Origin of the sequence: Luteibaculum oceani, assembly GCF_007995015.1 — a bacterium.
GTDB lineage: Bacteria > Bacteroidota > Bacteroidia > Flavobacteriales_D > Luteibaculaceae > Luteibaculum > Luteibaculum oceani.
The window spans coordinates 254,222-269,333 of record NZ_VORB01000004.1; the positions used below are offsets into that span (position 1 = coordinate 254,222).

The following is a 15,112-nucleotide window of genomic DNA, read 5'->3' on the forward strand; positions in this document are numbered from 1 at the left end:
ATTAAAGGGCAAATATAGAAAATGCCTAAGGTGTGTTTACATATTGCGCTAATGAATACATTAGCAGCGATTAAAATAACGGAATGTTAAACGTATTCTTATTCACAGGTGGGTACACCGGAGAAAGTGTTATCTCATATCGGACAGCAGAAACCTTTAAAAAACATCTTGATAAAGGTAAATACCGAGTAATTACGATTGACATAAAACGAGACGGTTGGAATGCATTTGTTGCTGAAAAGCCTGCTGAATTTAATCACGAAATTTGCCAGGTACGTAGTGGTGACACAACTTACACCGCGGATGTTGCACTAATTGCCTTACATGGCCCTCCTGGCGAGAATGGTTGGCTGCAAGGATATCTCGAAATGCGATCCATTCCTTTTACTACTGGGTCCACCTTATGTATGTCCCTTTCGTTTAACAAGAAGTTTTCCATAGACATTGCGAGTAAAAATGGAATTAAAACAGCTGATTCTGTTTTACTAACCCATCCTAAAAAAGTGGATTACACCAGGCTACAATCAAGGTTTGCCTACCCCCTATTTGTTAAGCCCAACGATTCGGGATCTAGCTTAGGTATTTCTAAAGTTAAAAAGCCCGAGGATCTGCAAAAGGCAGTAGAACTTGCCTTTTCGGAGGGTAAGGAGGTTATGGTAGAAGAGCTTTTAACCGGAACCGAAGTTACATGTGGAGTTTACCGCAGTTTGGATAAACTAATTGCTCTACCTCCAACAGAAATTCGAAGTCACAATGAATTTTTTGATTTCAATGCGAAGTACAACCATGCATCTGATGAAATAACCCCAGCGGAAATTTCTGATGAGGCCACCACTAATGTTCAAGAAGCTGCTAAGAAGATTTACAATATTTTCAATTGCAAAGGAGTAATTAGAGTGGATTTTATGGTTTCCGAAGAAGGTACCCCATACCTAATTGAGTTAAACACCGTTCCAGGAATGTCTGGAGAAAGCATTGTACCTCAACAACTTAATACAGCTGGCATTCCGTTTACCGAAATGCTTGATGACATTATTGACGAAGCCTTAGCGCAATAAAAACTCTTTTAATTGCTTAACCGCATTGGCTCGATGAGAAATATCCTTTTTAACTTGTTTAGGTAGATCAGCAAATGTTTTATCAAAGGATCTAGGGATAAAAAGGGGATCGTACCCAAAACCATAATCACCAGAAATCTGTTTTGCTATCGTCCCCGAAACACGTCCTTCGAAAACATACTCCAATCCATTGTGAAAAAGGGCTAAGACGCAAACGAAATAAGCCGAACGATCTTCAATCCCATCCAATTGCTCCAGCAATTTTTTATTGTTGCTTGCATCGGTGGCATCTTCTCCTGAATAACGAGCGGAATATACTCCGGGTGCGCCATCCAAAGCGTTTACGCACAATCCGGAATCATCGGCTATAATCGTAAGATCTGGATGCTGTTTTGCCAAGTAGCGGAGCTTTATAAGAGCATTCTCCTCGAAAGTTTTTCCATTTTCAGGGATATCAACGTTTATCCCCATATCCTTTAAACCCAAAACGTCGTACCCTGAGAACATCTCCTTAAATTCCTTGATTTTCCCTTGATTGTTGCTGGCACAAAGCATGGTTCTTCGCTTAGTCATTATGATATGTTCCTCCGTTTATAATGTTTAATCCTCGGTAAAGCTGTTCTGCAAAAATACCTCTTACTAATTGATGATTAAAGGTCATTTTTGAAAGAGACAATTTGGCGTTCGCCCTGCTTTTTATTTCAGCTGAAAAGCCATAAGCCGAACCAATAACAAATATCACATCTCCAGAGGTGGATTGCAGCAATTGCTCCAACCAGCTTGCAAACTTCCTGCTTCCAAACTCTTTTCCTCCCTCATCCAATAAGCACAAAAAATCTCCAGGCCTTAGTCTTTTTAAAACCATTTGAGCCTCCTTTTCCTGCTGTTGCTCCGATTGTTTTTTCTGCTTTTGTTCTGGAATTTCCTCCCACGATATGGAAACATACTTTTTTAACCGCACCAAAAATTCATCTTGTAATGCTGTGTACATTCCCTTTTCTGTTTTTCCAAAGCAAATTACCTTTACCGCCATTGAGCAAATTTGAAATAATTAGATTTAATTGGTGATTAGACCCCAATAAATTCCTTAATTCGTTATTGGAATAGTTTTTGGACTACAGGGTTGTTCTGAATTAAAGAACCATGAAAAACTTTATTTTATTTCTAGTTGCGTCTCTTACCCTTTCCTTGTCGGCATACACCCAAGAGAAGGAGGTAAATGCAATTGCAACCATTTTTAAAACAGGCAACACCGAAGAATTACCTCAATACTTAGCAGGACAAGTAAGCATAGGACTAAACAAAAGTGAAAAGTCATATAGTAGAGTCCAGGCCCATCAGGTAATTAAATCCTTTTTAAACAGGCATACTCCAATCGATTTTATCTACCGTCACAGCGGCAATTCGGATAAAAGGGACCAGTTTAATGTAGGTTTACTGAAAACCGAGCGTGGTGATTTCAGGTTAACCTACTTTTTAATAGAAACGGAGCGCGGATTTAAGATTAAAAGACTGCGGATAGAGCCAAAATAGTATGAACCAGTTAGACATTAACCTTGAGGCGATGATTAAAACCTTCCTCGAGGAAGATTTAGGTAATGGAGACCACACCTCTTTAGCCTGTATTCCTGAAGGTGCAAAAGGAAAAGCCAAGGTTATCTTAAAGGAGAAAGCAGTTGTTGCTGGACTCTTTTTAATTGAACCCATATTCAAATACTTAGACCCCGAAACCAAGGTAACCTTGTTACAAAATGAGGGAGACCTATGTAGCCCTTACACGGATTTAGCCATTGTGGAGGGTCGCACTCGAACACTTTTAAGCGGCGAGCGATTAATGCTAAACCTCATTCAAAGAATGTCGGGTATTGCAACAAAAACCAACATGTTGCAAAAACTAATAAACCCATACGGAGCTAAACTTTTAGATACACGTAAAACTGTCCCTGGACTGAGATTATTAGATAAAAAGGCCGTTGCAATTGGTGGTGGCACCAATCATAGAATTGGATTATACGATATGATTATGATAAAAGATAATCATGTTGATTACGCCGGTGGAATTGGCCCGGCTATTAACAACTGTCTTAATTATCTGGATGAAAATGCTCTAGATATTAAAATTGAAGTGGAAGCAAGAAATCTCGAGGAAGTCAAAGAGATTATGGAATTTCCGGAAGTTTTCCGGATTCTTCTCGACAATTTTACTCCAGAAAAAATGGAGGAAGCAGTTCGCTTTATTGCGGGTAAAAAAGAAACAGAAGCCTCGGGTGGAATTACCGAAGTTAACATTACCGAATACGCCCGAACTGGTGTGAACTATATATCGGTAGGTGCCCTCACCCACTCGGTTAAATGCACAGATATCAGTTTTAAAAGTGTGCTATGATAAAAGAGCGATTTTTTAATAGCCGCTATGTCTTGGCAATTCAAAATTTCGCAAAGCAAATAAAGCTTCCCGGATTTGAGGGATTGTCCCTTTTTACGGTTATTGCTTTCCTGATAAAAGGACTAAAGGAGGGAAGGATAAATACCCGAGCAGCAGCAATTTCCTTTAAAGTTCTTTTAGCTATTGCCCCCACTTTTATCCTATTAATTTCGCTTATCCCATATATCCCAATTGATAATTTTCAGGCCAACCTAATAAACACAATAGAATCTATTCTTCCTCCTTCTACCTACGATATGGTGGACGAATTATTGGTTGACCTAATCCACAGAAAGCATAACACTTTTGTGTCGGTAACCTTTATTATTGGGTTGTATTATGCTTCCAACAGCATTAATGCGCTTTTGGAGGGTTTAAGTGGTGCTTATCATTTAACCAAGAAACAAAATCCGATAAAGCAGCGCCTGTTAAGTGTAGGCCTCATTGTGCTTCTTCCATTATTTCTGGGTGGTGCCTTGTTATTGCAAGCCAGTTCATCCTACGTACTAGATTGGCTTATCTCAAAACGGTTTTTATCCGATGGGTTAGAAACCTTTATCATACTGTTCGCGAAATGGTTTTTGGTAGTAATGCTTATAAATTCGGCAGTTTCTGCTCTTTACAATGTTGCTACCCCTGCCAAAAGAAAATGGAGATTTTTTTCTCCAGGCTCGATTTTTGCCGCGTTACTAATGATATTAGCTTCCCAAGGATTTGCATTCTATGTAAACAATTTTGGGCAGTTTAATAGGCTATACGGCTCCCTCGGAACGGTAGTTATTCTCTTGATTTGGATTCAACTTATTATTTTCTTGTTACTACTCGGTTTTGACCTAAACACCAGTTTAAGTAGGGCTAGAAGACATATGAAAAACGTAGACTCAATAGTAAAATAAAATGGTACGCAATTTATTAAGCATATGCTTTGCCCTTATTTTTTCCTCAACCTTTGCTCAGGACATAACTGGAAAATGGAAAACCATAGACGATGAAACTGGTAAAGTTAAATCCATTGTCGAAATCTATTTACAAGACGGAAAGGCCCACGGAAAAATCCTTGAAATTTTCAGAGCTCCAGAGGAGGATCAAAATCCAAACTGTCGCAAATGCACCGATGACAGAAAGAACAAGCCTGTGATTGGTATGGAAATTATTCGTGGTCTGGAAAATGATGACGAAGAATGGGAAGATGGCACCATTTTAGACCCAGAGAACGGGAAGGTATACGACTGCAAATTGTGGGTAGACGAGGATGACCCGAACATTTTAAATGTCCGGGGTTACGTAGCCTTCTTTTTCAGAACCCAAACATGGGAAAGAGTTACCAACTAGCTCTACCCGTATCTACCAGATAAATTAGCTGTGCCACAGCAGCTGAACCCGAAGCCAATTGATCTGGATCTACGTTTTCTAGAACATCACTGCGCGTGTGGTGATAATTAAAATATTTCTCGGGATCGGGCACCAGCCCCACCAAAACAACGGTGCTGTCTACCTCACGCAAGAATCCGATATCAACGCCTCCATATCCAGCATATACCTCTTTTATTCCACATGGAGCCAAATCTTGGACCAAGGATTGAAGTTTACTTAGTTGAACAGAATCTCCATCTATGGAAAACGCTTCGGCAGTAAATCCACCTCTATCCGACTCTACGGCCATTAAATGTTTCTCTTCTTTTTGAGCTGCTAATTCAGCGTATTTTTGGCCTCCTCTAGCTCCGTTTTCCTCATTCATGAACAGCACCACTCGGAGGGTATGGTTAGGTTTATGACCTAACTTTTTCAATATCCTAACTGCATCTATACTATGTACAATTCCAGCTCCATCATCGTGTGCGCCCTCGCCTAAATCCCAACTATCTAGATGACCTCCAACCGCAATAATTTCATTTGATTTCCCTTTAATTTCACCAATCACGTTATGAGATAAAGTATCTGGATACCACTTGCAATTAGCCTCAAGTTGCACCCATTGCTTTTCCGTTTTCAAGGCAGAAGAAAGGGCATTAGCATGCTCGGTTGCAATTGCTAAAGCCGGAATTTTAGGTATGGAATCTCTGTAGCGCATAACACCCGTATGCGGATTTAGGTCGGTAGCGGTAGTCATAGATCTAACCAAAACCGCAACAGCACCATATTGTGCAGCCTGCCAAGCTCCATCGGAACGTTGGTTTACCGCCAAACTATATGCTCTAAAGGTATTTTTTAACTTGGGATTCATCGGGCGGTTGAAAAACACAATTTTGCCTTCTACCCCATCTTTACCTAGATCCTTAAGTTGTTTGAAATCTTGAACCTCTATTACTTCTGCTTTTATTCCACTTACCGGGGTTCCCACAGATCCACCCAACGCAGTCACCTCTATTTCCTGATTTGCCGTTACCCAAAATCCCTTTTCTGGATTTCCACGCTCCCAATGCGGAACCATAACATCTTGTAGGTAAAACGTATCGAACCCTAGTTCTTCGAACTTTTGCAAACCCCACTCAACTGCTTTTGCACCGTTTGCTGATCCTGAAAGTCGTGGACCAATATCCTTAGTTAATTCCGTGAGGAGTTGGTAGGAATGATAATCTTTAGATTGGTTAATGATGGCTTCTGCAGTGATTTCCTGCTTAGTACACGCGGCAAGAAGGATTACCGAAAAAAAATAAATGTATTGTTTCATCTTAAATCTTTTAAATCGAAACACTGGATATTTTTATCCTTAAAATGTTCCAAAAGCTTTATGTAAAGAGTTTTCCATGGTCTTAGGCTATAATCGGAAAAATAATTGTTGTGCCATATAAGACCGACTACCCCATTTACCTTTTCAATTTGACTAATAATCCCAAGCGTTACCTCCTCAGCCTCGGAGGGCGAATAATTTCCATATTTAGCATTGGCCAAGGTGGCGTCCATTATTTGGAAAGGGATTTCTATAATCTCGGTGGTTTCCTTCGCGGTATGATCGAATAAATAGAATGGCTTTGCGGTTCCCATCCTAAAACCACAGGCACTTGCCCAACCTAGACTACAATCTATTTTAATTCCGGCCTCCCGAAGTGCTAGAACCATCCTGTTCAGTTGGAAATGAAGAAAATGAAAACGGTGGATTGTTGAGGGTGGGTTTAATTGTTTGAGCTGAGTTTTTAAATATTCAGGGGCTCGGAACGAGTTTAATGCTCCATGCAGACCAACCGTAAACTTCTTGCTATTTAATTCTCTTAAACAATATTGAATGTAGGGATCGGATAATTTGTAGTCTGCATTCCTTACTCCTTTATAAAATTTATGCTCAGCCAAAAAAAAGAAAGTGGATTTAAACCCAAATTTCTGTTCAATTTTCATCAAACTCTGGATCGTGTTCCATGCATCGTATCCCTGCAAATACTTTTTTACAAGTCGAAAAAGAGGTTTAAACATTTGCGATTTTATCAAGTGCTTAAACTCTGTTGTAAATCCATGAATAGTGTCTATATCATGACTTAAAAAAACACTTGACTTTTGAAATTTATCTTCAAGATTTACACCGCTAATGACTAACCCTTGGAATACCGCCTGAAAAAGATAATCCACCACGGGGATTTCGTTTAAGCTATGCTTGGCTTGCCAACTTTTTTCATAAGGGAAACGACTGTACTCATCCCATTCATCAACTTCAATTTCCTGAGCACCGGATAGTATATAAAAGATCCAGGATATTATTGGTTTGCGGCACAGCAGCTTACCTGATTCCTGTAAAAGGAACTCCTCAGTTTTCGCTCCACTTTCTATCCACCCTTTGATAAAATCGAACTTCACGGTAGTTTCTGTGCAAGCTCCCTCTATGATGATTCCCTCAACATCCTCCCTCCTGCCATTGACAAGCCTATAGCGCAGCCAAAAATTTTTCCAGAAGAATTTTGTCTTAGTTTCCATCCGCAATTAGAATCTCCGAAGAATTGGAGCCAATAATTTTTCTATCAAGGTATTTATATCGGGTGAAATTTTGAAAAGGTAAACCGGCAGAATAAAACTTGCACCTAAAATAAAGGAACGCAAAGCTAAATCTACGATAAGTTGATCCTGAACTGGCATTAATTGAGCTAAATAATAAGCGAATGCGGCAAAGGCAAATAAAAGTAGATACTTGTAGTTATAGGGTTGAAATTGGTATTTAATTAAGATTACTGCCGAGCGCATTAGATTAAACAAAATGGTACTGGACGCTGTCGCAATAGCCGCTCCGGTAATTCCGTAAAGTGGAATTAACCAAAAGTTTAATGCTATAGCCAGTAGCACAAGAATAAACATGGTGTACGTGTTTATCTTATAGTAGGGGGATGCTGCCAAAACAAGTTGGTTAGCCCCCGTCATCATATTTACCAAATTGCCTATCCCCACGACCAATATCACGTACATGCCAGGACTGTAGGTATCTGGGATGATTCGATACACATTGTTAATGTTTCCCCAAATACCTAGAAAAAACAACAATCCGATAACCGTTTGCACTAAACATGCTTTGTAATAAACATCTTTAACAGCATTTAAATCGTTTTTGGCAAAGGACTCTGAAATGTGGGTTTGAGAAATACCCTGTACCGCTCTAGAAGCCATTAAAATAATAGTGGCGAAGTAGAAATTGCGGACATAAATCCCCACATCGGCGGTAGTCATTAGGGAATTAATCATAATGGAGTCTAGGTAAAGTAAGGCTGAAGACCCAAGACCTGTTAGCACGCCATAAACACAAGCCTGACGAAATTTCCTTTTAAAAGCATGACTTAATTCTTTAAAGTAATTCCCTAGATATAAGTAACCTTTTTGTTTTACGAATAGGAAAAGGGCAATGGAAATAAAAACCACTACCAAGACGTACAACATTACATAGAGCTGAAAATTAATCAGTCCGAGCATTACTGGAATAAAGCCAATGATAAACAAGAACCGCTGGAGAAACTCCTTAGCTAGTGTTGGAGTGGTAGTGTTAAAGTTAAATCGCATATAAGAACTGATAGCATTAAACGCTGTTAGCGCTAAAGCAACAATCCCTACATACCAGTAATAACTATGAAATAGGTCGTTTTTAGAGCTTATCCAAAAGTCTTTAGTAAGGTAAAACCCAAGCGACATGACCACGGCAGCTCCACATCCTAATAACAAGGATTGATATAGGTATCCATGGTGGTGTTTTTCAACACTTCTCATTTCTGGGAAATACCTTACACCGGCGAATGTAAACCCGAGATTTGAAAAAGAGGCTATCACGGCTCCAAAGGAAAATACAAGAGCTAAAACTCCATTTTCATCCAGACTTAAATACCTGGTAAATAACAAATTAGAAGCCAACCCAAGCCCTGCCCCTAGGTAAATATATATTGCATTTTTTGTGGACTGTCTTCTTATTTGGGCCATGGAAATGGTTGTAGTAGGCTTTTTTATAAATTCGGCCTCCAATTTCAAGGCCAAGAACAATGGTAGAAAGTTTTTACAATTCTAAATCTTTTTTTGATGTCCTTTCAAAAACTTATTCTGCCAAAATTATCATACTTGACGACAAGGCTGAAAACCTATATGGGTTAAAAAAAGGAAAAAAAATAATTGACTACCCATTTGGTTTTTTCCCCCAGCATAAAGATTACTACCATGGCACAGATATAGAGGCTAAATCTAAGCAGTTAGTAGATTTCTGCATTGACAACAAGGTTAAAAGCTTGGAAATTAAGACCAGTAAACCTATTGAGGAAACGACTTGTAAATCATTGAACTTAATTGAAACCCAAGGAAGCTTAACCGCAATATTAAAATTGGGAAATTATGATGATATAAGATCCAGTTTTAGTAAGAGTCTACGACAAAACATACGAACTACCGAAAGGAGAGCGAAAGAGAGTGATGTTGCGTACTCAGTAGAAAAGAAAGCAGGAAAATCGCTATACGAATGGTATAATTTAATGTTACGCCTATATAGAGATAAACATCTCATGATTCCACAACCGCTTTCCCTATTCAAAAATTTAATAAATCAAGAAAATAAGGAGTGGGGTACAATGCTATTAACGGCAAAAATAGATGAACGCATTATTGGAGGTATCTTTCTTATTTATGATTCACAACATTGGGAATATGGTTGGGCGGCAACAGATCAAAACTTTAAAAAACTGGGAATAAATACTTTATTGGTAAACGAAGCAATTAAAATGGCTTGCACTGAAAATGCTAATTCATTTGGGTTCGGTCTCACTCCTCAATCCGACAAAAAATTAGCCAAGTTTAAGTCTAGATGGGGTTGTGAAATGAGCCCCACCTACATCTACAACTGGAAAAAGTCACCAAAACCCATGGATTTGAATAAGAACTATTTATTTATACGAAAATTTATCCCTCTAATACCAATTCCAGTGCTACGTGTAATTTCAGAAAAGCTAGTACCTAAATTGTTATGACACTCCGGTTATTGGTAACAAAAAAGGGAGCTAGGTACACTTTGCTCTACAACTTACTCCAAAAATTTCTCAGCCCGTTGGATTTGATACTAAGTTTAATCCTTGGCATATTTAATAGGAAGCCGGAGCCATGCATTGAGGATAATTCCCAAAGCCCTGTTGTATTTATTATTGGCTTACCTCGATCCGGCACAACAATTCTTTACCAGAAAATCAGCGAATATTACAATGTTATTTACACAAGTAATTTCTGGTCTTTATTCCCCTTTTCAGGTAAATATTTTAAACGATTGATAACCCTAACTCCCCCAAAAAATGACGTAAAATCATTTTATGGCAACTCTCGTCATTTAAATGGAGTGCAGGAAGGGGGAGCCATCCTGAAACGATGGTTTGGAAATTCTCACTTCTTGGCTAACATTTCAGATCAAAAAATGGTAAGCTTTCGGAAGGAAATTGAATGGTTACACAATAATTTTAAGTTACCGGTATTAATAAAAAACACACGCAATTGCTTAAAAATTAAATTGCTGTATAAAATTTTCCCACAAGCAAAATTTATCATTGTGGATAGAGATAAACTTGATATTGCTTATTCGCTATACCGGGGAAGACTTGACTTTGGAGGAATTGATAAAAACTTCACCACTTCCCCACCTGAATTGGCGCAATACCAAAATCGTGATCCATATTTTCAAATTGCCGCTCAAGTGTTTTACCTCAAAAAACATATGGAACAGCAACTAAAACAAATTCCTGAAAAAAACTTTATCAGAGTACACTACTCTCAACTTAAAGAGAATCCTCATGAGACTTTAAGAAATATCAATACATTTTTTGATTTTGAATTGAGAGACAATAAAGGAAAAAAGTTTTCAAGTGCCCCACTGCAAGCAAAGAAGCGAAAGCAAAAGCCAGATATAATTTATAAGTTTCAAACCGCCTTTCAAGAACTTTATGATACACAAGGAGAGGATTGATTTAAAGTTAATTTTTAAGGTATCCACTTACCCAATTTTATTATTTCCTTCAGGTATTTGGGCCTTAATTAAAACACTGTACAACATTAGTTCCACTCCCTGCGGTCAGCTAATTAAGATTCTTCAACTTCCTGCCCATAATGGGATTAACTACTTGTTTTATAGAACTAGATATTTAAACATACGGCGCTACGGTCTTACGGGGACCTCAAAATACTTAGGTGGAGGAAACGTCGGTCAGGCGAGGAATTTTCACTACCCTAAACTTGGCTTTCCAGCTTATAACAAATGGGGATGGTTGTTTGTTGCCATTACCCTATTCATCTGGCTAATTAGCCATTTTACTTGGTATGATTACAGCTCCCTCTCTTATATTCTTCTTTGTCTTTTCTTAACTACTATAGGCACCTATTTTTACTCCTCGATATTTAAATTGATGAATTACAATGCTGGAGGCTGGTGTTTTGTTCCACTTTTTATATACTCTCTGCACTCAGATCAAATTTACCTTTCGGTTGCGCTACTAATTTTAATTATTCTTGGAAGCACCACTGTTGGCTTTCTTTTTAGCTTAATATCTGGGATTTTATTCCTCTTAACTTTTAAAATAAGTTTTCTCATCATTGGTATATCTGGCGCCATATTGCTTTCCTTTCATTTAATTCCGCTTTTCATTGACAATGGTATCCAAAGTGCAAAATCACTTATTCAGGGTCTTGGCATAACAGATAAAGTAAAGTACAAAAGAAAGTCTACCAAGAAATTTGGTTTAAAGGAAATATATGAAACAATAATTTTTGGTCAATTTATGAGTTGCTCCTTTGTTGCGATGCAAGAGTGGAATTTCTTTCTAACACTTGGATGCATCCATCTTGGATTATATATCATCAACAGTAAATTCTTGCGTTTTGCAGACGACCAAACCTTTTTTATGCTTGGTTTAAGTGTTAGTTTACCTCTAATAATTACGCTTCCTTTTAGCCCATTAACTGTTTTTTCCTTTTGGATTTTTGTAGCACCAACCCCCAGAATCATTGGTTTTTACGCCGATAAAGGTCACCCTGGTCTTCTTCCGAGTGTAGAACCTTTTCTTATTGCCCTGTTTTTAAAGTCGGTGGAAGATTTTATTAAACCAATCCCCGAAAATCAAAAGGTTTTAATTGCATTTAGAAACCCAAATAATCGGTTCGAAAATATTTATGATGGGTACAGAATCTTCGTAGAACCTATTTCTTATGAATGTAACAGAAAGAAAGTCCACATGATTCCTGATTGGTGGTTCATTAATGATCTGAATTATGAAGGGGCTCCAGAATATTGGGGAACATCACCAGAACAAATTGAAGATAACATGAAGGAGTTGGGGTGCCAATTCATTATTATTTTTGAAACCTCAAAAACTAAATTAGATGTAGACCGCTGCCTCGATTTTAGTGGTTTGAATCTAATCAACTCTCTCGATTTGCGGAGTGGGAATTATAAAATTCCTGATCACAAAAATTACCAATTGGATTTATTCAAATGGCATTTATTCCGAAGGGTCTAAATACTTTTCCATCCCACGCCAAATGGGAAAATTGATGCAATGTTCGCTATAATATTTGGCATTCGGAAAATCTTGACCAATTCTATATTTCCTATACGACTGAAACTCTGGCACGCTGTACTCAATAAGAATCCCCAATTGAAAGCCATAGTTGCGATACTCCTCTACTATCGCATCCCTATCCTCAACCAAAGCAACACAATGGCTAAAAGTTACCCCCTCAAGCTGAGGTAAAAATCTAAAGCGTTCGTCAGCTGCCAATTCAAGCATCCAAGCTTTACTATTATTAACTCGCGAATCAATTATATCGTAATATCTACTTAACTGACTATGCCCAACTCTCGCCTCGAGGCTACAGGGTAATTGGTCCCAGTCGGAAGGGAAATAAATCTTACCCTCATCATAATATTTTACAAAACGATCCAGAAATCCTTTTCTCTCCAACCAATTTACCAAACCATACACCACGGGATGAAAACTAATGGCAGTGGCACTCATGTACAAAAACCGCTTGAGTCCCTTAAAGTGATTCTTTTTGAAATGTTCCTTTTGATATTTCCTAAGCGCTTCGGCAGTTTCCTCTTGGTTCGTTGTAACCATTCCACCAAAAACGCTGGTTATGATTTTGCTGATATTCGAACCAAAAATTGCCGCATCACCATAAGAGGTAACCAAATCACCTCCTAGGATTCTAGCTCCATAACTGTGGGCAGCATCCTGTATTACATAAATTTTGTGGCCATATTTATTTTCCGCATCTTCCACTATGCGCTGCACCCGTTTCACATCCATTGGGTACCCAAAAAGATGTGTAACCACAACTGCTCTCGTTTTAGGACCTATAGCCTTGCGCAACAGATCTGGATCCATATTGAACCCTTTTCCAGGTGCCTCGCTATCTACAAAAACTGGGATATTACCCGACAAAACAATGGCGTTCTGTACTACCACACAGGTATATGCTGGACAAACAATTTCGTCCTGATTTAATCCCCAAACCTTAAAAAGCGCATACAATCCACTTCTACCATGCGAGAACATAACTCCATGCTCACATCCAAACTTTTGAGCAAAGGCCCTCTCGTACTCACTTTTCGCGTTCTTTTTGGGCGTTAAGGCCGCAACAAAATCCTTTAGGGTCCACTGCGGTTTTAACCTTGGTATCAGTTTAATCATGCAGTTCGAATCTTACTAGATTACTTTCAAACTTTGGTAAACGGGTTAAGGCTGTGTATCCACTACTTGCCATGTGGATGGTTTTATACTTACCTGGGCGTAACACCTCGGCATTGGGCATTTTTTTTGACAAAAACTCTGTAACTAAAATTCCTTCTTCGTTGAATGAAAAATGACGTTTAACCCCAACTCCACGCAAAGGCTTTTTGCCCGTAATCAACAAGCGGATTACTGCCTTTTTAAACCCTTCTCGCAAAGCTCTAATTTTAAATATTGTTAGGGCAAATAGACGGATCAGCAGAGTTTGAAAGTATGAAGGGTAACTCGTACCTACTTCGAATAATTCTGTTTTTATTTCCCGAGTCTTAAAAGATATGTTTGGAAGATACGACTGGGTTGAATATTGTTTTTGCCCTATTCTTAAAACCAATCCCCCATCTTCTATATCCCATTGCTTTTTAACCCGATCAAACACCTTTAATACTCCGCCTTTTTTATAATTAACAACCGCATAATAAGTTTCAGTAGAATGCACATACAGTCCCGCCTCTGGAAAATCTTTATGGTAGTTTAACTCACCCATAGGGGGCTCAATTAACTTGCCGTTTTCCTCCAACATCAGTGCAGCATATGCAACCGAATTAACCAAAGGAATGAGATTTTCACGGTCAATGTTTTCAGGTAAAATTGCGGACTCACTAGTCCAGGATTGTAAAAGCTTTTCAGTGGCACAATACAGTCCCCTTTGCTGCTCTAATCCTACCAAACCACCCGGATAATAAACTTCCGTATTCCGCGATCCATAAATCCCTCCAATACTTCCATCGGGATGAATGAAATTTCTTAAAAATGCTATGCTTTTAGCTATGCTGTTATGCAAGCCATCGTCATTTAAAACTTCATTCGCCGCACATAAATAATAAGTGCAAAGAGTTTGGTAACCGGGATCCGCAGATTCGTACTCCATATACCAGCCCTCCTCAGACTGGTGGTCCAATATTATTCCAAGAAGTTCTTCTCCTCTTCCATTTTTATCACCCGACAAATGATTCCATAATGCAATAGCCGCAACACCTGTTGCTAAATGATTGGAAATTATTGCATGGGTTTCATCGTTGTGGGTAATAAAATCAATTAGTGGACGTATGATTTCCAGGTAATCTTTGGTTTTGCCCTCACCCAATTCGGCTTTTAATCTATAAATGGCCGATAAAATATCAAATGCCACCAAGGCCGTTACACAAAAGGAATGCTCCTCTGGAAAAGCTTCCTCAACCGATCCATTATTGTGTCTAATCTTGGGTATAGCACAAATAAGGGCATCTATTAAAAAGAGGGCGTCATTCTTATTTATCAATCCCAATTTTGCAGAAATGGCCAAACTGTGAGCCATACCCTGATAGGTTCCATTAGGGAAATCAATGGTTTTCCATGCCCAATATTGGCGGTCGGCATATCCGTATTTTTCTGACATCGAATCCAAATTGATCATATTAACCAATCTTGGAAGCGAT

The 15,112-nt window shown here is 38.6% G+C and carries 15 protein-coding genes; 8 read left to right on the forward strand and 7 right to left on the reverse strand.

From position 1 onward, the window contains the following. Positions 1-83: 83 nt before the first annotated feature. Positions 84-1,058 (forward strand): D-alanine--D-alanine ligase family protein, encoded by a 975-nt coding sequence (locus FRX97_RS05785; RefSeq protein ID WP_147014245.1) that lies wholly within the window; start codon positions 84-86, stop codon positions 1,056-1,058. On the opposite strand, the gene rdgB is transcribed toward FRX97_RS05785, so the two are convergent. Continuing rightward, complete coding sequence (gene rdgB / locus FRX97_RS05790; protein WP_147014246.1) at positions 1,047-1,631, reverse strand: RdgB/HAM1 family non-canonical purine NTP pyrophosphatase; 585 nt, start codon at positions 1,629-1,631, stop codon at positions 1,047-1,049. The genes FRX97_RS05785 and rdgB overlap by 12 nt on opposite strands. Continuing rightward, positions 1,624-2,091, reverse strand: a complete 468-nt coding sequence (locus tag FRX97_RS05795) for a 23S rRNA (pseudouridine(1915)-N(3))-methyltransferase RlmH (RefSeq protein ID WP_147014247.1) — start codon at positions 2,089-2,091, stop codon at positions 1,624-1,626. The genes rdgB and FRX97_RS05795 overlap by 8 nt, the downstream gene beginning before the upstream one ends. 110 nt (positions 2,092-2,201) lie before the next feature. Between FRX97_RS05795 and FRX97_RS05800 the strand changes: the two genes are divergently transcribed. From FRX97_RS05800 to FRX97_RS05815, 4 genes are read left to right on the forward strand one after another with little or no spacing between them, the layout of a single operon-like run. Then, entirely contained in the window at positions 2,202-2,591 is a 390-nt protein-coding gene (locus FRX97_RS05800; RefSeq protein ID WP_147014248.1) for a DUF4783 domain-containing protein, read from the forward strand. Position 2,592: 1 nt separating this feature from the next. Beyond that, complete coding sequence (gene nadC / locus FRX97_RS05805) at positions 2,593-3,444, forward strand: carboxylating nicotinate-nucleotide diphosphorylase (protein ID WP_147014249.1); 852 nt, start codon at positions 2,593-2,595, stop codon at positions 3,442-3,444. Continuing rightward, positions 3,441-4,379 carry a YihY/virulence factor BrkB family protein gene (locus FRX97_RS05810; RefSeq protein WP_147014250.1) on the forward strand — a complete coding sequence of 313 codons (939 nt, stop codon included), beginning with the start codon at positions 3,441-3,443 and terminating at the stop codon, positions 4,377-4,379. Before nadC ends, FRX97_RS05810 begins: the two co-directional genes overlap by 4 nt. 1 nt (position 4,380) lies before the next feature. Then, entirely contained in the window at positions 4,381-4,815 is a 435-nt protein-coding gene (locus FRX97_RS05815; RefSeq protein ID WP_147014251.1) for a DUF2147 domain-containing protein, read from the forward strand. Here FRX97_RS05815 and FRX97_RS05820 read toward each other — a convergent pair. Genes FRX97_RS05820 through FRX97_RS05830 form a run of 3 tightly spaced genes read right to left on the reverse strand, consistent with a single transcriptional unit; the run spans position 4,805 to position 8,919 of the window. Beyond that, complete coding sequence (locus tag FRX97_RS05820; RefSeq protein ID WP_147014252.1) at positions 4,805-6,154, reverse strand: M20/M25/M40 family metallo-hydrolase; 1,350 nt, start codon at positions 6,152-6,154, stop codon at positions 4,805-4,807. The two genes, FRX97_RS05815 and FRX97_RS05820, sit on opposite strands and share 11 nt — an antisense overlap. After that, on the reverse strand, positions 6,151-7,386 hold the full coding sequence (locus FRX97_RS05825; RefSeq protein WP_147014253.1) for a DUF7033 domain-containing protein: 1,236 nt from the start codon (positions 7,384-7,386) through the stop codon (positions 6,151-6,153). The genes FRX97_RS05820 and FRX97_RS05825 overlap by 4 nt, the downstream gene beginning before the upstream one ends. Positions 7,387-7,392: 6 nt before the next feature. Beyond that, positions 7,393-8,919 carry a lipopolysaccharide biosynthesis protein gene (locus FRX97_RS05830; RefSeq protein ID WP_147014254.1) on the reverse strand — a complete coding sequence of 509 codons (1,527 nt, stop codon included), beginning with the start codon at positions 8,917-8,919 and terminating at the stop codon, positions 7,393-7,395. A 5-nt stretch (positions 8,920-8,924) separates the two neighbouring features. Here FRX97_RS05830 and FRX97_RS05835 point away from each other — a divergent pair, with 5 nt between their 5' ends. The 3 genes from FRX97_RS05835 (at position 8,925) to FRX97_RS05845 (ending at position 12,422) form a co-directional block, all read left to right on the forward strand. Further along, positions 8,925-9,896, forward strand: coding sequence for a GNAT family N-acetyltransferase (locus FRX97_RS05835; RefSeq protein ID WP_147014255.1), 972 nt, complete (start codon positions 8,925-8,927; stop codon positions 9,894-9,896). A gap of 77 nt (positions 9,897-9,973) precedes the next feature. Continuing rightward, positions 9,974-10,876: a sulfotransferase family protein gene (locus tag FRX97_RS05840; RefSeq protein WP_170227042.1), complete on the forward strand. Its 903-nt coding sequence runs from the start codon at positions 9,974-9,976 to the stop codon at positions 10,874-10,876. After that, the gene (locus tag FRX97_RS05845; protein ID WP_147014257.1) at positions 10,854-12,422 is read left to right on the forward strand and encodes a hypothetical protein; all 1,569 of its coding nucleotides are present in this window, start codon (positions 10,854-10,856) and stop codon (positions 12,420-12,422) included. The genes FRX97_RS05840 and FRX97_RS05845 overlap by 23 nt, the downstream gene beginning before the upstream one ends. Here FRX97_RS05845 and FRX97_RS05850 read toward each other — a convergent pair. After that, on the reverse strand, positions 12,405-13,598 hold the full coding sequence (locus FRX97_RS05850) for a DegT/DnrJ/EryC1/StrS family aminotransferase (RefSeq protein WP_147014258.1): 1,194 nt from the start codon (positions 13,596-13,598) through the stop codon (positions 12,405-12,407). The two genes, FRX97_RS05845 and FRX97_RS05850, sit on opposite strands and share 18 nt — an antisense overlap. Continuing rightward, positions 13,591-15,072: a hypothetical protein gene (locus tag FRX97_RS05855; protein ID WP_147014259.1), complete on the reverse strand. Its 1,482-nt coding sequence runs from the start codon at positions 15,070-15,072 to the stop codon at positions 13,591-13,593. The genes FRX97_RS05850 and FRX97_RS05855 overlap by 8 nt, the downstream gene beginning before the upstream one ends. Between the last annotated feature and the right edge of the window lie 40 nt (positions 15,073-15,112).